Raw genomic sequence first — 18534 nt, forward strand, 5'->3', positions numbered from 1 at the left:
GGCCGTGATGGTGGTCGAGCTCAGCGGCGGCAGCTGCATAACCGCAGGTCAGCGTGGATGACCCGCGCGGCGGTCACGTAGGCCCCTGCGCCTTGGCGACAGACACTGTCACTGTACGGGCGCGGGTTACGGGTGGGGCGGGAGCCAGTGCTGCTGGACGGCTCGTACGCCGGCCTCGAAGCGGCTGCGGGCGCCGAGGCGGTCCATGAGTTCGGAGGCTATGCGGCGGGCCGTGCGATGGGAGACTCCGAGGCGCTTGGCGATGGCCTCGTCGGTGTGGCCCTCGGCGAGCAGGCGCAGGGCGGTGGACTGCTGGCCGGTGAGGCCGTGCGCGTCGGTGGGGACGAGCCGGCCGAGCGGCTGGGCGGATTCCCAGATGGTCTCGAAGAGCGCGCACAGTGCGGTGAGCGTGCCCTGTCCGGTCAGGAGCACCGCGCCGGCGGCGGTGTCGTCGCTGCTGACGGAGATCATGGCGATCTGCCGGTCCATGAGGATCATCCGGGTGGGAAGCGACGGCACCGTGCGGACCTGACCGCCCAGCCCGGCCAGCCAGTTGGCGTGCTCGACAGTGGGCCGGTTGGCGCGCACGCTGTCCAGGTAGATCGTGCGCATCCGCACCCCACGGCCGAGCAGATCCTCGTTGAGCGGCCGGGACGCGGCCATGTTCTCCGCGGTCTGCGGCCCGCCCGGCGCGAACGTCAGGAACTCCTCGCGCACCTCACGGGTGAGCACGGCCAGCCGGTCGCGGATCTGATCGAGCCCCACCAACTGCTCCACGCCGGGGTGACTGGCGGCCGGCCTCAGCTCGGCGTACTCCGAGATGAGCTGGGCCGCGGCCGCCCGCGAGGCCTCCAGGCGCTGCTGCTGCGCCGCCAGCTGGGCCTGCTGCCGGGCCATCAGGATCTCCATGCCGATGTCCGGCGAGACCGCCCGCAGCCGCCCCGCGTCCCCGGCGGCGGGACGCGCCAGCGCCAGCTCGCTCAGGGTGTCGAGGGCGTCGCGCACCTGCTCCTCAGACAGCCCCACGGCGTCGCCGAGGTCCGCGACACCGGCGGCCGGATGTCTGAGCATGGCGCGGTACACCGTCTCCGCGACAGCGTCGAGCCCGAGTGCGGTCAGCACGTGCGTCCCCCCGTTTCTGCACACAACGACCCCTCTTCAGCGCCGATCTTCGCAGAACGGAGACGTTTCGTCACAGAGGCGGGCCGGAACGGGCCAGGGACACAACCGGCCACCCGCCAGGCGGACTTGGCGGCCTCATCCGTTGAGACGCTGGAGCGCATGTATCTCGTCCACGCGCACCTGGAACTCCCTCCCGGCAACCGTCTGCCGCCGGACGTCCGTGAGTTGGTGCGCGCGTCCCTCGTTCCCGGTGACCGCGTCGAGCACGTCGCCGTGCATCCCCGCTCCTCCTCCCGACTCACCCTGGGCTTCTACCTGCTGGCCGACGGGCTGGGAGAGGCCGAGAAACGGGCCGTCCGCTTCTGTGGCCGACTGCTGTGCGACGTGCCGCAGTTGGCGGGAGCGCGACTGACGGGGGCCGGGGTGCCGTTGATACCGCTGGCGTTCGAGGCGCAGCCGGTGGACTGAAGCGGCCCGTGTGGACGTATCGGTCCAAGGCCCTTTCCGTCCACCGAGGAACCCTTCTCATGGGCCCGGGCGGCGACGAACCTGGTGATCACCGGCCGGTAAGCGCGTCACCGCGGGACGCGACGGCGGGCCGGACCTCACCCCTCGTCCCGGAAGGAACGGACAGCCATGCCTCGCACCCGTATCGCCAAGGCCGTCGCGGTCGTCTCCCTCGTGGTCACCGCGGCCCTCGCCACCCCCGCCGTCACCTCGGCATACGGGACGGACGCCGCCGAGTCCTCCTCCGTCGTCACCGCGGACGCCGGCTGGCAGGCCGTCCCGGCCGACGCCGGCTGGCAGGCCGCCCTCACCGACGCCGGCTGGCAGTAAGCCGTCCGCGCCGCCACTGACTGCCCGACACCAACCGCCCCGGGGGGAACCAGAAGTGAAGACCATCCGCACCCACGGCCGCAGAGCAGCCGGTCTGCTGACCACCGCCGCCCTGAGCACCGCCCTCCTCACGGTGACCGCTCCCACCGCCGACGCGGCCACCACCTGCTCGGGCGGCGTCAACATCTACGGCGTACTCGGCGACGGCAGGCTCACCTTCAGCCAGATCAACCCGGCCACCGGCGATCTCGCCAAGGTGCTCGTCGGACCGGACCTCGGCTTCGAGCCGCAGGCCATGGCGACCCTCAACTTCAACACCGTCCTGATGACCTCGACCAGCGGCGCCCTCTACCGCGTCGACATCAGGACCAACAACACCAGCCTCACCCTGCTGAACCCGCCGGTGAGGATCGCCGACAGCGGCTGGACCCACGACAAGCTGACCTACGACGGTCACGGCCACCTCTACGGCACCACCACCTCCGGCCTGCTGCTGCGCTACAACGTCACCGAGGACAAACCGGCCGGCTCCCAGCACATCGGCGTACGCACCGAGATTGGCACCGGGTTCGTCCTGAAGACCCTCACCGCCACCGGCGACGACCGGCTCGGCGCCACCACCGAGGACGGGCGGCTGCTCGACTACACCGTCGCGGGTGCCGGTTCCTGGAAGAGCAACTCCCTGAAGTCCTCCGGCTGGTCGGGCTTCAACCAGCTCGTCTCCCCGGGCAGCGGGCTGTACTACGGACGGCTCTCCACCGGGGCCATGTACTGGTACAAGGACGCCAACCCGACCGACGGCTCCGGCGCGGACATCTCGTACCACCTTGACGACCCGGTCAACACCAGCGGCTGGACGCAGAAGCTGCTGTCCGCACAGCCCGGCACCTACACCTGCACGACCTCCGTGGACACCGTCGACCGCGGCAACATCACCGAGGTCAAGGCGGCCGGGCGGCAGCTGATGAACCAGAAGGACGCGGCCTGGGCCAACGCCTCCCAGTGGGCCTGCCTGGAGAACCTCTGGGACCACGAGAGCGGCTGGCGCTGGAACGCCACGAACCAGTCCTCCGGCGCGTACGGCGTCCCGCAGTCGCTGCCTGCCTCCAAGATGGACTCCGCGGGCGACGACTGGCACGAGAACCCGCTGACCCAGATCAGATGGGGTCTGAGCTACATCGACGGCCGCTACGGCTCTCCGTGCAACGCGTGGAACTTCTGGCAAGCGAACAACTGGTACTAGGACCGTAGTTACGGGCTTACGGGCTTACGGACACGGCACAAGGGCGGCGCCCCTCGGAGGAGGGAGTGCCGCCCTTTGTCGTGCGGGCGGGCGTGCCGAGGGGGGTGGACATCGTCTGCCGGTACGGCCGCCCCCGGCCCAAGGGCCGGGCATGCGCGCATGCCGCGAGGGCCCCGCCGGTGTCGGCGGGGCCCTCGGGGGCGGCGGGGCGGGGCCGGGGCGTCAGGCGATCTTGTTGTAGCGCAGGGCCACGTACGCCGAGGCCGGGTGGCTGTCGATGGTGCCGCTGTAGGCGTTCGCGGACCGGTAGTTCATGTCCGAGTCCGGGCTGCCCTCGGAGTAGTAGTAGAAGGTGCCGGCGTCCTGGTCCTTCCAGCCCGCGAAGAGGACCGCGTGCCCCTCGCTGCTGGAGTTCAGCGCGTCGCCGGGCCGGAGGTCGTCCTTGGAGATCTGCGCGGCGGCGTTGTCGAGGGTCTGCGTCGTCAGCGAGGAGGTGAGGTGCCAGGCCATGGAGACGAAGCCGGAGCAGTCGGCGCGGTAGGTGTCGTCGCCCTCGATGTCGGTGGCGTAAGCGCTCTGGCTGTACTGGATGTTGCGGTTGTACCAGTCCTTGGCCCGGGTCATGACCTCGCTGCGGTAGATCGTGCCGCCCTGCACGGAGTGCGGCGGGGCCGGGGGCACGTAGGCGCAGTTGTCCGCGTACGCCGACAGCAGGCTCTGCGTCCAGCCGGAGGCGTCCACCGGGTCGCTCGGGTGGTACGCGATGTCGGAGCCGTCCGCGTCGGTGGGGTCGGAGTCGTGGTACCAGTACATGCCGCCGTTGGTGCGGCCGTAGTAGAGGCCCCCGCCGGGGGAGGACAGCGAGTCGACCGCCGACCAGCCGCTCGACTTCAGCACCGCGCGGTCCCAGTCGTTCACGCCGTTGATCTTGTAGCTGAGCAGGCGTCCGTCCGAGGTGGAGGCGATGATGCGGTCGTCGCCCGCGGCGGCCAGCGTCTTGAGGACGAAGCCCGTGTCGATCACGACATGCTGGCCTATGTGGGCCGGCCCGGAAGGCTTGTCCTGCGACACCAGGTACTGGTGAAGCTGCCCGTCGACCGTGCCGTAGAGGTGGCCGGCGCCGTCGTAGACCATCTTGTCGAAGGTCCAGCCGCCGTCCCAGATCTTGGTGACTCCGGCGAGCGCGAGGGCGGTGTTGTTGGTCTGGATGTCGACGCGGTAGAGGTCACCGGCCGTCGAAGTGACCAGCACCGTGTTGAAGTTGAGCGTCGCCATCGCCTTCGGTGTGAAACCGAGGTTCGGGCCGGTGAGCGTCTTCACGCGGTCTCCGGTGTTCGGCTCGATCTGCGAGTACGTCAGCCGGCCGTCCGCCAGTGTGCCGTAGATCGACACGTTCCCGGTGCACGAGGCAACGGCCTGCGCGGCCTCGCCGGCGACGGTGACCAGCCCCAGGGACATCGCCCCGACGGCCAGTGTCGCGGACGTACGGCGAATGACGTTGCTCAGCTTCATGGTCTCTCCTGCGGCACGGAAGTCGAGTGGGCGAACGCACGTCCCTGGCCCGGACAGCTGCCCTGCAGGTACAGCTGTGAGGGGTGTTCGCGGGTGTGGCGCCCGGTGTCAGGAACTACTTTCGCCGCAGGTCAGGGGTGCCGGAAGAGAGATCCGATGGCCGCAAACGTCCCTGGCCGGTTGCGTCCTGACAGGGCGTTCGCCCATGACAGCGTCCAGGCTGGGCGGCCTATGGGGTCACTCGGTCCCGCGGACGAAGTCGGCGAGCCAGTCGGCGTCGTCCTCGCACAGCGGCCCGCCGTCTTGGCCGTCGAAGCAGCCGTCGGCGCGCAGCCGGTCTCGGCCGTAGGCGACCTTCACCTCGGTCACCTTCGGCAGGTCCGCGCGGGGCCGGTCAGCCGCCCCGCCCAGCGCTTTGTGGCCCGCTCAGCCGCGGACGATGTTCTGCGCCTGCGGCCCCTTCCGCCCCTGGCCGATGTCGAAGGTCACGTGTTCGCCCTCGGTCAGCTCGCGGTACCCGTTGCCCGCGATCTCGGAGTAGTGCGCGAAGACGTCCGGGCCCCCGCCGTCTTGCTTGATGAACCCGAAGCCCTTCTCGGAGTTGAACCACTTCACGGTGCCGCCGGCCATACCGTCGAGCCTTCGTTCACACCTGGGAACAGCCCGTGAATCCGGGCCTGTTCCGGCCCTGCAACCGCACGAGCCTGCAGCCGTTGTACCGCCGATCATTCGGCTTGTCCGGCCGACGCCACGCGCCAGGCCCGCCTGCTTCACGCCGGCGGATCCCTCGCCATGGACGCCATCTGCTGCGTGTAGCGAGCCCAGTCCACCCGCCCTCCGTCCCTTCCTGGGCCAGGGGTGCGTGCCGGCGCCGCTTCGTGTCCGCGGCTCGCCGCGACACTGGGCATCACCGGCCCGAAGTCGCGCCCGCATGCGCCGCTTCGCACGCCGCAGATGCCCCGGCGAGGGGGCGGGGACGGGCTGCGTCCCCAGCACGGGTCGGCGTTGTCGGCGTTACGGCGCCGGGATGTAGTGGACGACGGTCATCTGGCACGGTCCGCCGGCGTAGACGTTGATGGTGTCGATCTCTGTCTGGTCGGCGGTCAGGCCCCAGCGGAGCTTGGTTGCGGTCCATTCGGCGAGGTAGCGGCAGGTGGCGGTCGGGGCCGGCGGCATCCAGTCACTCGGGTCCTGGTCGGCCTTCTGGCGGTTCGTCCGCGCGGTGACCGCGACGAGACCGGTGACGGCGTCCTGGTCGCTGGCGTACGCCTCGCGCCGTACGGCGCTCCAGCTGGAGGCGCCGACTGGTGGGAAGCGTCATTCGAACCATGCGCTATTCCTGGACTTGTGATGCGACGGTCACTGCGGACGGGGCGTCTGGTTGTGTCCTGCGTCGTCGTGTAGAGGATTAAGTGTTACGCGTTCCGGTACTGGCCGCTGACAATCTCCCGGGTCGGCAGTCCGCTAGGGCCTGTGTGACGTTGTGATCAAACTGGAAGGCGGCGGGTAGGAAGACGAGCGGGACGCGCAGGCGACTCACCGACGAGCAGTGGCAGTTGATTGAGCCGTGGATCTTTCCTGTCTGCCCGCGGCGAACCGCCCGGGGCGGGGCGCACATCCTGACAGCTGCCCAGAGACACTCACTCCGCCGCAGGTGAGAACGTCCCACATACGTGAGCGGACGGCCGGTGTCGCAGGTTCGAATCCTGCCGCGGGCACAGAGGAAATCCAGGTCAGAGGCCCTTTCGTCCATCGGACGGGAGGGCCTTCTGGCTTGTGGGACCGCGGCTATCCCGCCGCCAGCGGTGCCGAGTGGAGTTGGCGTACGAGCTGCGGGGTGAGGAGTTCGCCCGCGCGGTCGGCGAGGACGGACATCTCGTAGCCGACCAGGCCCACGTCGCAGCCCTCGGCGGCCAGGACGCCGAGGCAGCTGCCGTCGCGGATGCGGCCGACCATGAGGAAGCCGCCGAGCATTTCGATCATGACGAGCTTCATGCCACGGAAGCCGTGTGTCGTCGACGCGTTCTGGGCGAGGCTGGTGATGCCGGAGACGACGGCGGCGAGGTGGTCGGCGCGGTCCCGGCCGAGGCTGTCCGAGGCGGCCATGAGGAGGCCGTCCGAGGAGACGGCGACCGCGTCGGTGACGCCGTCGGCGGTGCGTACGAACTCCGAGATGAGCCAGCCGAAACTCTGGACTGCGGTGGTCACGATGACGCTCCTTGGGTGCTTCGGGCCTCGGCTCGGGCGACACCTGCTCGGAAGCCGTTGAGCAGGGAGGAGACAGCGGGTGGGGTGGTTGTGGTGGTGGGTGGGGGTGTGAGCGGTACGGCGGGGAGGGGCTGGGCGGGGGCCAGCAGGCGGTCGGGCAGGACGAGGAGGGCGGACAGGCCGCCGCCCGGGGTGTCGAAGAGGTGGACCTTCGCTCCTTCGCCGAGGCGGTGGGCGAGCCGGCCGACGACGAGGTGGCCGAGGAAGCGGGTGGGCGCGGCGAGGAAGGCGTCCTCGTCCGAGCCGGAGAGGCGGGCGCTCGCGCGTTCCTTGTCGGCCGCGGACATGCCGACACCGTGGTCGACGACGGCGAAGCTGTACGTGCCGTCCTCGGTGTCGTACCAGCCGTGCACCTCGACCGGTTCGTCCGGTGGCGAGAACGTCAGCCCGTTCTCGATGAGTTCGGCGAGGAGGTGGGCGACATCGGCGACGGCGTGTCCGCGTACGCGCACCGGTTCCACGGCCGCGATCAGGACCCTCCGGTACTGCTCCACCTCGGCGACGGCCGACTGGACGACCTCCAGGCCGCCGGCGGGTGCGGCCGTGGGCCGGGGCGGATTCTGTCCGGCCAGGACCAGCAGGCTTTCGGCGTTGCGCCGCATACGGGTGGCGAGATGGTCGAGCTCGAAGAGTTCGGCGAGGGCGTCCGGGTCGAGTTCCTGCCGTTCCAGGCGGGTGATGAGGCCGAGCTGACGGCGTACGAGATTCTGGTTGCGGCGGCCGAGGTTGGCGAGCGACTCGGTGGTGTTGCGGCGCAGGCCGGCCTGCTGGGCGGCCAGCTGGAGGGCGGTGTGTTCCACCAGGCGCAGGGACTCCGCGACTTCGGCGATCTCGGCCGCGCCGCCCAGTGCCTGTGCCTGTGCCTGTGCCTCGGGGAACTCCACCTCGTCCTGCGGGGACCGCTGGATACGGGCGACGGTGGCGGGCAGCCGGTGCCGGGCCACGTCGTGGGCGGCCTCGGCGAGTGCGCCGAGGGGGCGGGTGAGGGAACGCGAGGCGAAGGCGGCGAGGGCCGCGACGAGGGCGGCCATCAGCGTTCCCCCGAGGAGGTAGGCGGCGAGGGCCAGTTCGGCGTCGTGACTGAGGCGGTCGGCCCGGTCGCGTACGTCGTCACCAACCGTCTGCTGGACTGCGTAGAGGTCGTCCACGAGTACCGTCATCGCGTCCCACCAGGTGCCAGGGGCGACGCGCAGCGCGGAGCCGTCGGGGGCGCCCTCCGCCCGGGCCTCGTAGGTGGTGGCGCGTTCGGCGTCCTTTGTGCCGAACGCGCGCTTCAGGGCGGCCAGTTGGGGAGCGGTGGCGACCTGGCGGAAGCGGGCGAGGGCGGCGACGCGGGTGGCGCGCACCTCGGTGAAGGTGAGGTACTCGCGGTCCTGGAAGGCGCCCTCGGCGAACACGCCGTTGAGGAGGCCGCGTTCGAGGGCGACGGACTCCTTGGCGGCGGCCAGTTCCCGCAACGCCGCCAGTCCGTCGCGCAGTTGACGGTCGTCACGGGTCGCGGTGTCCGCCACCGGGTCGACGGCGTTGAGGGCGTCGACGGCGGTCGTGTAGAAGGTGAGGGTGGCGGTGCGGTCGGCGGTGCCCGCGCCGGAAACAGTGTTCCTGTCGGCTGCGGTGCGGATGGCCGTGAGGCGGCGCAGGTGCTTCTGGATGACCTGCTCGACGGCGCGTTCCGGGCGCATGGCCTCCAGCGCCGTGTCGACGCGTTGGCGAGTGGCGGTGAGCGGTGTGCGGTAGCTCTTCTCGCCGCCCAACAGGCCGTTCGTCAGGCCGCGTTCGCGTTGCAGCTGATGCACCAGCGCCTGGACCCGAAGGCTGAGGCCGACCTCGGCACGGGTCGTCCGGGCGTCACCGAGGGCCTCCGCGCGTCCGTACACGGCCAGACCGGCCACCGTCAGAAGCAGGCAGATGGGGACGGTGATGACCACCGCCACCCGGCCCCTGATGCTGCGCCAGCCGGGCAGCGGACGGCGACCGGGAGGCGTTCGGTCATCGTGGCGGTGCGCTGAACTGCCCTTGCCCGCAACGCTGTTGCGGACAGTGCGCCTGCCGGCTTCGCCGAGCCTGTCGAGCAGCGGCCGTAATGGCGTCCACACCCTCATGTCACGAAGCTAGTGCGCCCGCCGCAGCGGCCGGTTTCCGATCTGTTAGAGCCCGTGGGAACTTGGATTGCGTCGCCCTCACACCCCAGGCCGGGGGCTGTGACCGACGCTCCGGTGCTGAGCGCGACGCGATGCCCGGCTGACGGCGGGCGAACAGCGGTCCGGCGTACGACAGTTGCACAATCGGCTCGGGGCGCAGGGTGTACTCGAACTGGACCCAGCCACCGGTACCGCGCGCCAAGTGGCCGGGCTCGACAGGCGACACCGGCCGGGAGAACGCCGTGCCGCTCAACACGGACACCGAGCGGAACATCCGGTACATCCGGTACATCCGGTACATCCGCGTGACGATGCTGGGCAATGGACAACCAGGCCGTCGACAACGGCGTGAACTGCGCGCAGGAATGCGGCTCTTCGGGCTGCGAGTACCTGGACATGACCGAACTCGTCGTCCACGGCACGCCCCACCAGGGCTGACGGGCTGGGTCTCGGACATAGGACCGACTCGGTAACCAGCAGGCCAGAGGGCGGCGTTCCGGATACGGGACGCCGCCCTCCTGCCAGCCGTGTGTATCAAGTGGTCGTGCAGGCCGTGCCGTTGAGCGTGAACGACGTCGGCGCCGCGTTCGTCGCGCCCTTCGCCCCGATGAAGCCGACCGAGACCGAGCCGGCGGCCGGGATCGTGGCCGTATAGGAGGCGGGTACGACGCTCACGTTGGCGCCGCTCTGGGTGGGCGTACCGCCCCACATGTTGTTGATCGTCTGGCCGCCCGCGAAGCTGAAGCCCAGCGTCCAGTTGGTGAGAGCGGCGGTGCCCGTGTTGCGCAGGGTGATGTCACCCTGGAAGCCGCCCTGCCATTCGCCGACGACCCGGTACGCGACCGAGCAGCTGACGCCCGGGGTGCCGCCGCCCGGGGACGTGGTGACGCTCACCGTGGCCGAGCGGGGCGAACGGTTGCCGGCCGCGTCCCGCGCGTACACGGCGAAGGTGTAGGCCGTGGCCGCGGTGAGGCCGGTCACCGTGACCGTGTTGGTGGTGGAGGAAGCGGCTGCCGTCTCCGTGGTGCCGTTGACGCGGACGACGTCGTAGCCGGCGATGCCAACGTTGTCGGTCGCCGCGGCCCAGGTCAGGGTGGTCGAGGTGGCGGTGGTCGCGGACGCCGTCGGCGTGCCGGGGGCGGTCGGGGCCTGGGTGTCGGTACCCGTACCGCCGCCGTAGACCGTGGCCTCCTTGGAGGTCTGGGCGATGCCGTTGGCGCCGTTGAAGATGCGCTGGCCCCAGGCGCTGAGCTGCTTCGGGTCGAAGCCGATCGACAGGTCGAGGATCGGGTCCGTGTTGCCGCTCCACGACCAGGCCAGATAGCCCAGCTTCAACTGCTGGGCGGTCGCCATCATGGTGTCCTCGTCCGGATCGCCCCACTGGTCGGCCGGGCCGCCGAACTCGCCGATCAGGATGGGGAGTTTGGCCGTGACGAAGGCGTTGAGGTAGTCCGTGATCTCCGCCGCCGTGTCGAAGACGCTGTACATGTGGATCGAGAAGATCAGGTTGCCGGTGGTGTCGGCGTTGTACACGGACTGGGCGTTGGCGCGCATGACGCCCTGCCAGTCCTGGCCCCAGTTGGGCGCGTCCACCATGATCGTGTGCTGGAAGCCGGCGGCACGCAGCTTCTGCACGGCGGCGATGGTGGGGGCGGTCCAGCCGGCCGGATCGGTGTTGCCCCAGGGCTCGTTGCCGATGTTGATGATGACGTAGTTCTCTTGGCCGGCGAGCACGCTCTTGAGGCCGATCCAGTAGTCGGCCGCCTGGTCGAGCGTCCCGGCGGCGGCGTCCTCGCCGTAGCCGGTGGTGTCGTGCACCTCCAGTACGCAGATCAGGCGGTTGGCCTTGCACTGCGCGACGACGGCGGCCACGTCGTCGGCGGTGTTCTTGGTCCAGCGGTGCCCGTCGGCGAGGACGACGCGGACGGTGTTGGCGCCCAACGCCTTGACGTCCCTGAGGGATTGGGTCTGCGTCGGGTACCAGGTGTGGGCGTGGTTGACGCCCCGCATCACGAAGTCGTTGCCGTTGCCTTCGAGGAGACGGCCGCCCGAGATGTGCAGGCCGGCGGCCAGGGCGCGGGGCGACTCGGCCTGCGCCTGGGCGGAGGTCGGCGCCAGGGCCAGAAGACCGAGGACGGTGACCAGGGCGGTCAGCAGGACGGTTATGGGGCTCTTTCGCGTAGTGCCTCTTGTCGTGCCTCTTGTCGTGCTTCTCGTTGTTCTCACTGCGACTCCAGAAAGTGAGCGCGAAGAAACTTCAGCATCAGAAGGAACGCGGGAGGGAAAATGTGGGAGCGCTCCCATAAACCCACTGCGGCAGGGACACGTCAAGGTGTCGCGCATCATCCCGCGCTGGACCGCGAGTTGCGGAAGGTACGGCGGTACGCGTCCGGGGGCACGCCGATCGTGCGGTTGAAGTGGCGGCGCAGCGTCGTGGCGGTGCCCATGCCGACGGCCTCCGCGATGGCGTCGACGCTGTCGCCGGTGGCCTCCAGCAGCTCCTGGGCGCGTCGGATCCGCTGGGTGAGCAGCCATTGCAGCGGGGTGGTGCCGGTGACCGTACGGAAATGGCGGCCCAGGTGGCGCGAGCTCATGTTCGCCCGGCGGGCCAGGTCCTCCACGGTCAGCGCGCGGTCGAGCCGTTCGATCGCCCAGGGGAACAGTTCGGCGAGCGGATGGTCGTCCCGGGCGGGCACCGGCGCGGTGACGAACTGCGCCTGACCACCCGCCCGGTGCGGGGGTACGACAAGGCGGCGGGCGACGGTGTTGGCGATCGCCGAGCCGTGGTCGAGGCGTACGAGGTGCAGGCACAGGTCCATCGAGGCCGCCTTGCCGGCGGAGGTGAGGACGCTGCCGTTGTCGACGTAGAGCACGTCCGGATCGACCTCGACCTCGGGATGGCGGGCGGCCAGGACATCGGTGTGCGCCCAGTGTGTGGTCGCGCGCCGCCCGTCCAGCAGTCCGGCGGCGGCCAGCACGAACGCCCCGGTGCACAGCGAGGCGACACGCGCTCCCGCCTCGTGGGCCGCGCGCACCGCGTCGACCAGTTCGGCCGGCGGCGCCTGGTCGACGTCGGCCCAGCCGGGGACGATCACCGTGTCGGCGTACGGGAGACGGTCGAGGCCGGCGTCGGGTTCCAGCAGGAATCTGCCGGCGCGGATCGAAGCCGGGCCGCAGAGAGCGACGTCGTACCAGGGGTCGACGAGGTGGGAGAGATCGGAGCCGAAGACCTCGCAGGCGATGCCGAGTTCGAAGTGGAGCATGCCGTCGGTGACGGCGACAGCGACAGTACCCATGTCCGGAACTGTACGGGGCGTGTCGTTCCGGACACTCGTACGGAGCCGCAACCGGCGTCAGGATGGTCACAGTTGATCAGCGGATGATCACTCGCAACGCGACGGGGAGAAGTCATGGGATCGGTATCGGGGTCGGAGTCAGGGTCAGGGTCAGGGTCAGGGCAGGCTGTCGTGGTGTTCGGCGCGTACGGGCACACCGGGCGCTTCGTGGTGGCGGAGCTGCTGGACCGGGGGTTCGTCCCGGTCCTGTCCGGGCGGGACCCGGAGCAGCTGCGGGAGCTGGCCGCGTCCCGCCCGGGGCTCGATGCCCGGCCGGCCTCGGTCGACGACCCGGGCTCGCTGGACCGGGGGCTGGCCGGAGCGGCGGCCGTGATCAACTGCGCCGGACCCTTCGCGGCGACGGCGGCGCCGGTGATCGAGGCGGCGCTGCGGGCCGGGATCCCGTACGTGGACGTGGCGGCCGAGATCGAGGCCAACCTCGACACGTTCACGCGCTTCGCGGAGCGTGCCCGGGCCGCGAACGCCCTGGTGATCCCCGCGATAGCCTTCTTCGGCGGCCTCAGCGACCTGCTGGTCACGGCGGCCATGGGCGACTGGACGTCGGCCGACGAGGCGGACATCGCGTACGGGCTGAGCAGTTGGCACCCCACCGCCGGGACGCGCACCGCGGGCGCGGTCTCCCGGGAACGCAGGAACGGCCGCCGGGTCCGTTACAGCGGAGGGCGGCTGGAGTACCACGACGACGCGCTGCCGACCCTGAAGTGGCCCTTCCCGGACCCGATGGGGCCGCGGGAGGTGATCGGCGAGTTCTCCATGGCCGACGTCGTCACCGTCCCCAGCCACCTGGCCATTCCCGAGGTACGCGGCTACATGGCGGCGGACGCGGCCCGGGAGCTGTCGGCCCCGGACACCCCGGCGCCGGTCGCGGTCGACGAGGACGGGCGGTCCGCGCAGACGTTCGTCGTGGACGTCGTCGTACGGGCCGGGGGCGTGGAACGGCGTGCGGTGGCGCGCGGGCGGGACATCTACGCGGTCAGCGCGCCGCTGGCGGTGGAGGCGGTGGCGCGGGTGCTGACGGGCCGTACGCGGACGGTCGGTGTCGCGTCAGCCGGGGCGGCCTTCGACGCGGCCGACTTCCTGGGCGCTCTGTCCGAGCACATCTCGCTCGAACTGTTCCGGTAGGCGGCAGCGGCAAGTGTCAGGTCCTGCGCCAGGCGGCGAGCAGTTCTTCGGGCCCGTATGCCGCCTGGAGTCCGGAACAGCTGACCCCGTTGCGGGAGACGGCGACGAGCGGTACCGGTTCGTCGGTGATCGCCGCCCGGTGCTTCTACAGCGCGGCCGGGTCGTGACTGTCGAAGGCCGCGTTCTCCAGCCACTTGACGGAGCCGAGGAAGAGCGACTCCTCTGCCACGGGCTGCCGGTCGGCGCCCACGAGGCCGATCTCGACGCCGTTGCCGCGGGTCCGGTACCCGCCGATCGCCGGGGCGGCGGGCAGAGGCCCGTCCGGGAGGAGGCGGGCGAGGGATTCGCGGACCACGGGTTCGATCGCGCGGCCCCGCCGGCCCGTCCACCGCTCCTTGATCCGGCTCAGCGTGAGATCTCCCCGCAACCGCTCGATCTCCGCCATGCGCGGATGGGTGCTGCGGCCTGCGCCGCAGCACCGCCTCCGGCGGTCGACGGTCAGCTTTGGCGCTCGGTCTGTGTCCGCTCCGCGTCGGTGGGCTGTCGGCCGGCTTCGTCGACGACGGCGTGTTCCAGCTCGGCCACGCTGGACAGCAGGGTCCCGGCCTTTCCGTACGGGGCGTCCTTGGTCAGGTAGCTGCGGGAGCCCAGGAAGGCGAAGTCCTTCTCGTCGAAGACCCACTCGGTCCGGATGCCGTACCGCGTGTCGTCGCGGGCGATTCCGAGGCCCTTGCGACCGATCGCGTCGCGGGCCTCAGGGGCCGGGGTGACACCCGGGATCTTCGCCGCGGCCCGGTAGAGGGCGGCGGCCGTACGGGGCGGCATCACCCCGCCGAGCAGAGACCCGATCTGCTCGAACACCGCCTGGTCGCGTTCCCGTCCATCGGACTGCGGGGTCTTGGCGTACAGATAGGTCAGCAGCTTGTCGGGGTCGGTGGGCAGCGAGCCGAGCCAGCGGTAGGTGGGCCGGTTGATACCGGCGGGGGTGCCCTCGGTGTCACCGAGGTCGGCGTTGATGGGGAACGTCTCACCGTTCTCCCGGATCAGGCCGAGCTTCCGCAGGGGCCCCGGCTCCTCAGCGGCCCACACCTCACGGTCCACCAGCGGGCCGAGGACAGCCTTCCCGCTGGTCAGGTCGGCCCCGCGGGTCTTCTCCCTGGTGTAAGCGAACTGGTCGTCGCGCACCGTGAGGCCGGCGCGGGTCTCCGTGGCGTCGGAGATCCGGTCCAGGAGCGCGGCGGCGGGCTGCATGTCCGTGGCCGCGCGGTGCGACGCGGTGCCGGCGGGCGCCGGGTCACCGCCGGTCAGCGCGATCCCCGCGGTCACCGCGCAGGCCAGGGCCAGAGCGGTCGCCGGTGCCAGGACCGCGGGCCGCAGCAGTCGGCGGGCCGGCCGGGTACGGGCGGCCTGGTCGTGGTCGATGTGGTTCATCAGAAGGTCCCTGTGACGAAGGTGCTGCTCGCGCGGAAGGTCCCAGTCGGCCGGGGCCGGGAGCAGGCGGGCGATCTCCTCGCGGTCGCCGCGCCGCTCCGGGGAAGCGCCGGTGGTGTCGTCGTTCATGTGAGCTCCTCCCGTACGGGCAGGGCCGCGATCGCGGCCGCACTTGTCATCTCTCCGCGGGCGGTCGGTGGTTCCCGTTCTTCTTCCGCGAGGTGAGCGAGCTTCCTGCGGGCACGCGAAAGGCGGGACCGTACGGTTCCGACGGCGATGCCCAGCGCTTCGGCCGTCTGTTGGTAGTCCAGGCCGGACCACACGCACAGGGCCAGTACCTCCCGCTCCTGGCGCCGCAGCCGTCCCAGCGCGGCCTGCACGGCACGCAGGTACCGTGCGTCGTCGATACGCCCGATCGTCCGAGGCGCGAAGTCCTCCTCCACCCGTGGCTGCGGCTGACGCGCCAGGAACAACTGCCGTCTGCGGACTCCCCGGCGGGCGTTGTCCGCCTTGTGGGTGGCGATGCCCAGCAGCCAGGGCAGCAGGGAGCCGCCGTCCTCCTGCACCCGCGCGCGGGTCCGCCACGCGGCCAGGAACGTTTCGGACATGATCTCCTCGGCTGTCGACCAGTCGCCCGTCAGTCGCAGCCCGTGGTTGTAGACGGCGCGGGCGAACTGCTCGTACAGCAGGGCGAACGCCTCTCGGTCCCCTTCGCGCACACGGCGACGCACATCGTTCTCTGAGTCCCTCACGACCACTTCTCTCCGCGACACGGGAGGAGTTCCTGTGGCCTGTGTCACGCACTGGTGCGAGCGCGACGCCGTAGAAGTCCAGAGGACCATCGTAGGGAGGGAGCGAGGAGGCCCTCGGCCGGGTCGCCGGACGAAGCGACCGGATGCCCCCTGGCCGTCAGAACGTCAGATGTCAGATGTCAGATGTCAGATGTCAGATGTCAGATGTCAGATGTCAGATGTCAGATCGATGGTGCCGGTCGCCTCGCCGGGGGTCTTCCCCCTTTTCCCGAGCGCGGCAAAACATTGCAGGTATCAAGGGTGGGCTCGCCCATAAGGCACGCGGGCATCGGGAGCACAATCAGCGATATCCGGAACGGCGGAATGCATGCCATGCCATACGGCCAGCCGGCCGGCCATTATGGATTCAGCCGCAGGGTCATGACTTGCCAAGTAAGTCAAGACTTACCTTTAGGGAACTTTGGCCCTATGGTGTGGCTCGAATCGAAGGAGCCCCTGTTGTCGAAAATGAACGATCCCGCCGTGCGTGCGGTTGAATCGGAGCGGGATTACGTGTCCTCCTTATATGAGGTGCTCACCGAGCGGATTTCCGAGGCGCGAGTACACCGGGCGAATGTACTGAAGGCCCCGGCGGAAAGCGCCGGTGAGGCATACGAGAGGGAAATCGCCGCCGAGCGCCTTGCCAAGGAGATCGGCCGGCTGGAGGGCGCCGAAAAGGGGCTGGTCTTCGGGCGTATCGACGGGACGGACGGCACGGTCCTGCGCATCGGGCGGATCGGACTGCACACGGAGGAGGATGACCTGCCTCTGCTCGTGGACTGGCGCGCGAACGCGGCGCGGCCCTTCTACGAGGCGACGCCGGTCCACCCGATGGACCTGCGGCGGCGCCGGCACCTGCGCCTCAAGGAGCGCACGGTCGTCTCGGTGAGCGACGAACTGCTGGACGGGACCGCCCCGACCGACGAGGACGTCGTGGGGGACGGCCCGTTGACCGAGGCTCTGTCGGCACGGCGTACGGGCAGGATGCACGCGGCCGTCGCGACGCTGCAGGCCGAGCAGGACGAGATCGTCCGCTCCGCCCACCGCGGGGTGACCGTGGTGCAGGGCGGGCCCGGCACCGGAAAGACGGTGGTCGCCCTGCACCGGGCGGCCTATGTCCTGTACGCGTTCCCGCGCGCCGCCGAGGAGGGTGTCCTGGTGGTGGGCCCGAACGCCCGGTTCCTCGACTACATCTCCCAGGTCCTTCCCTCGCTCGGAGAGAACGACGTCGTTCTGGCGACCTGCCGGGAACTCGCCGGAGTGTCCACGGACACGGTGGACCCGTTCGGCACGGCGCGCCTCAAGGGCAGCTCCGGCCTCGCCGACGCCCTGACCGGCCTGCTGCGCGTCCGCCAAGCCCCCGCCGGTGACTTCACCGTGCGGGTCGGACAGGAACGGGTCCATCTGTCCGACGAGGAGGTCGCCACGGCACGCGACGCCGCCGTGGCAGCCGTACCGGGGCACAACCCCGCGCGCCAGGTGTTCAAGGAGCTCTTGGTCGACGCCGTCACCGACGCGATGCGGCGAGACATGGGAGCCCTCCTGGAGCAGATCGACGCCGATACCGAAAGGATGACGGGCCTGGACCTCGACCGGTTCACGGGAGCCGCCCAGCGCCGTGCCGAAGGCGCGGCCGACCCGGGGCCGGCCCACGAGCTGGACCTGGACGCCGTCCGAGCCGATCTGCTCGACGACGCCGGCGTCGACCGAGCGGTCGAGGTGTTGTGGCCGCGGCTGGTACCCGGTGACCTCGTGAAGGCGCTCCTGACGGACGCCGGCGCTCTCGCCGAGCGCCTGCCCCGCCTGACCGCGCAGGAGCGGTCCCTTCTGCTGCGCGGTCAGGACGACCCGTGGACCGATGCCGATGTGCCGTTGCTGGACGAGGCGGCGAACCTGGTCGACGGCCCCCCTGAGCGGACGTACGGGCACGTCGTCGTCGACGAGGCGCAGGAACTGACCGACATGCAGTGGCGGATGATCGTCCGCCGCTGCCCGGCAAGGGCGATGACGCTGGTGGGTGACTTCGCCCAGGCAGGCCCGGTCGCGACAGCGCGCGACTGGAGGGAAGCGCTGAGCCCGAACGTCGGGCCGCGGTTCAGACTGCACAACCTGACCGTCAGTTACCGCACCACGCGGGAGATCCTGGAGAGCGTCCGGGACCTGCTCGCGCGGATCGCTCCGGACCAGAAGCCCACACGGTCACTGCGAAGCGGTGAGAGCCCTCGTACCGTGACCACACCTGCGGACGGGTTGGTCACCGCCGTCGTCTCGGAACTCCGCGCCCAGATCACCGCGCACCCGGGCGAGCTTCTGGGAGTGATCTGCGCGGACACCAGGGTGAGCGAGCTGACGGCCCAGGGCGTCGCTCACCACGCGCGCATCGTCCCGGCGTCCGAAGCACGCGGCCTGGAATTCGACGGGGTCGTCGTCATGAACCCCGAGGAGATCATCACGGCCCGCCCCGGTGGGGAAAGGGACTTGTACGTAGCCCTGACCCGGGCCACCAAGCGCCTCTGCACCATCACCGTCCAGCCCGCCTGACGACTCGGCGCACCTGTGTGCCGGCTGGAGAACGGGGCGGGGATGCGAGAAGCCCGTTGTTCTGTGCTCGCGGGTGTGTGGCCGCCCTCGGCGAGGCGTGTTCCGCGCCCGGCCGGAGACGCAAGCCGCGAGCTGAGGCTCGCCCGCTCAGCCCGGGAAGTGACGGTCAC

Annotated in this window: 15 protein-coding genes and 2 pseudogenes; 5 read left to right on the top strand and 12 right to left on the bottom strand. The window is 70.4% G+C overall.

Annotated features, from left to right (window positions below; genetic code table 11):
• Positions 1–126 precede the first annotated feature (126 nt).
• Positions 127–1122, bottom strand: a complete 996-nt coding sequence (locus ACW4TU_RS18730) for a helix-turn-helix domain-containing protein (RefSeq protein ID WP_457428983.1) — start codon at positions 1120–1122, stop codon at positions 127–129.
• A gap of 159 nt (positions 1123–1281) precedes the next feature.
• Here ACW4TU_RS18730 and ACW4TU_RS18735 point away from each other — a divergent pair, with 159 nt between their 5' ends.
• The 3 genes from ACW4TU_RS18735 to ACW4TU_RS18745 all read left to right on the top strand — a co-directional run bounded on the left by ACW4TU_RS18735 (position 1282) and on the right by ACW4TU_RS18745 (position 3202).
• Complete coding sequence (locus ACW4TU_RS18735; protein WP_457428985.1) at positions 1282–1590, top strand: hypothetical protein; 309 nt, start codon at positions 1282–1284, stop codon at positions 1588–1590.
• Positions 1591–1758: 168 nt separating this feature from the next.
• A complete protein-coding gene (locus ACW4TU_RS18740; RefSeq protein ID WP_457428987.1) occupies positions 1759–1959 on the top strand; it encodes a hypothetical protein in 201 nt (66 codons plus the stop codon).
• Positions 1960–2014: 55 nt separating this feature from the next.
• On the top strand, positions 2015–3202 hold the full coding sequence (locus ACW4TU_RS18745; RefSeq protein WP_457428989.1) for an aggregation-promoting factor C-terminal-like domain-containing protein: 1188 nt from the start codon (positions 2015–2017) through the stop codon (positions 3200–3202).
• 222 nt (positions 3203–3424) lie between these two features.
• On the opposite strand, the gene ACW4TU_RS18750 is transcribed toward ACW4TU_RS18745, so the two are convergent.
• From ACW4TU_RS18750 to ACW4TU_RS18785, 8 genes and pseudogenes are all read right to left on the bottom strand, one after another.
• Complete coding sequence (locus ACW4TU_RS18750) at positions 3425–4714, bottom strand: tachylectin-related carbohydrate-binding protein (protein WP_457428991.1); 1290 nt, start codon at positions 4712–4714, stop codon at positions 3425–3427.
• Between the two features lie 237 nt (positions 4715–4951).
• Positions 4952–5083, bottom strand: coding sequence for a hypothetical protein (locus ACW4TU_RS18755; RefSeq protein ID WP_457428993.1), 132 nt, complete (start codon positions 5081–5083; stop codon positions 4952–4954).
• A 57-nt stretch (positions 5084–5140) separates the two neighbouring features.
• Entirely contained in the window at positions 5141–5344 is a 204-nt protein-coding gene (locus tag ACW4TU_RS18760) for a cold-shock protein (RefSeq protein WP_457428995.1), read from the bottom strand.
• A gap of 384 nt (positions 5345–5728) precedes the next feature.
• Positions 5729–6016: pseudogene (locus tag ACW4TU_RS18765) on the bottom strand (HNH endonuclease); the annotation flags it as partial.
• Between the two features lie 486 nt (positions 6017–6502).
• The gene (locus ACW4TU_RS18770; protein WP_457428997.1) at positions 6503–6922 is read right to left on the bottom strand and encodes a roadblock/LC7 domain-containing protein; all 420 of its coding nucleotides are present in this window, start codon (positions 6920–6922) and stop codon (positions 6503–6505) included.
• Positions 6919–8916, bottom strand: coding sequence for a sensor histidine kinase (locus tag ACW4TU_RS18775; RefSeq protein WP_457428999.1), 1998 nt, complete (start codon positions 8914–8916; stop codon positions 6919–6921). The genes ACW4TU_RS18770 and ACW4TU_RS18775 overlap by 4 nt, the downstream gene beginning before the upstream one ends.
• Positions 8917–9657: 741 nt before the next feature.
• On the bottom strand, positions 9658–11289 hold the full coding sequence (locus tag ACW4TU_RS18780; RefSeq protein ID WP_457430188.1) for a cellulase family glycosylhydrolase: 1632 nt from the start codon (positions 11287–11289) through the stop codon (positions 9658–9660).
• 176 nt (positions 11290–11465) lie between these two features.
• Positions 11466–12419 carry a helix-turn-helix domain-containing protein gene (locus tag ACW4TU_RS18785; RefSeq protein ID WP_457429001.1) on the bottom strand — a complete coding sequence of 318 codons (954 nt, stop codon included), beginning with the start codon at positions 12417–12419 and terminating at the stop codon, positions 11466–11468.
• A 114-nt stretch (positions 12420–12533) separates the two neighbouring features.
• Here ACW4TU_RS18785 and ACW4TU_RS18790 point away from each other — a divergent pair, with 114 nt between their 5' ends.
• Positions 12534–13601, top strand: coding sequence for a saccharopine dehydrogenase family protein (locus tag ACW4TU_RS18790; protein WP_457429002.1), 1068 nt, complete (start codon positions 12534–12536; stop codon positions 13599–13601).
• 16 nt (positions 13602–13617) lie between these two features.
• Here the strand turns inward: ACW4TU_RS18790 and ACW4TU_RS18795 are convergent.
• From ACW4TU_RS18795 to ACW4TU_RS18805, 3 genes and pseudogenes are all read right to left on the bottom strand, one after another.
• Positions 13618–14052, bottom strand: a pseudogene (locus ACW4TU_RS18795) (ATP-binding protein); the annotation flags it as partial.
• A gap of 47 nt (positions 14053–14099) precedes the next feature.
• Positions 14100–15161 (bottom strand): CU044_5270 family protein, encoded by a 1062-nt coding sequence (locus ACW4TU_RS18800; RefSeq protein ID WP_457429004.1) that lies wholly within the window; start codon positions 15159–15161, stop codon positions 14100–14102.
• Positions 15158–15763, bottom strand: coding sequence for an RNA polymerase sigma factor (locus tag ACW4TU_RS18805; protein ID WP_457430190.1), 606 nt, complete (start codon positions 15761–15763; stop codon positions 15158–15160). Before ACW4TU_RS18805 ends, ACW4TU_RS18800 begins: the two co-directional genes overlap by 4 nt.
• 573 nt (positions 15764–16336) lie before the next feature.
• On the opposite strand from ACW4TU_RS18805, the gene ACW4TU_RS18810 reads away from it, so the two are divergent.
• Positions 16337–18364: a HelD family protein gene (locus ACW4TU_RS18810; RefSeq protein ID WP_457430192.1), complete on the top strand. Its 2028-nt coding sequence runs from the start codon at positions 16337–16339 to the stop codon at positions 18362–18364.
• Positions 18365–18534: the final 170 nt, after the last annotated feature.

Source organism: Streptomyces kryoterrae (assembly GCF_054072135.1).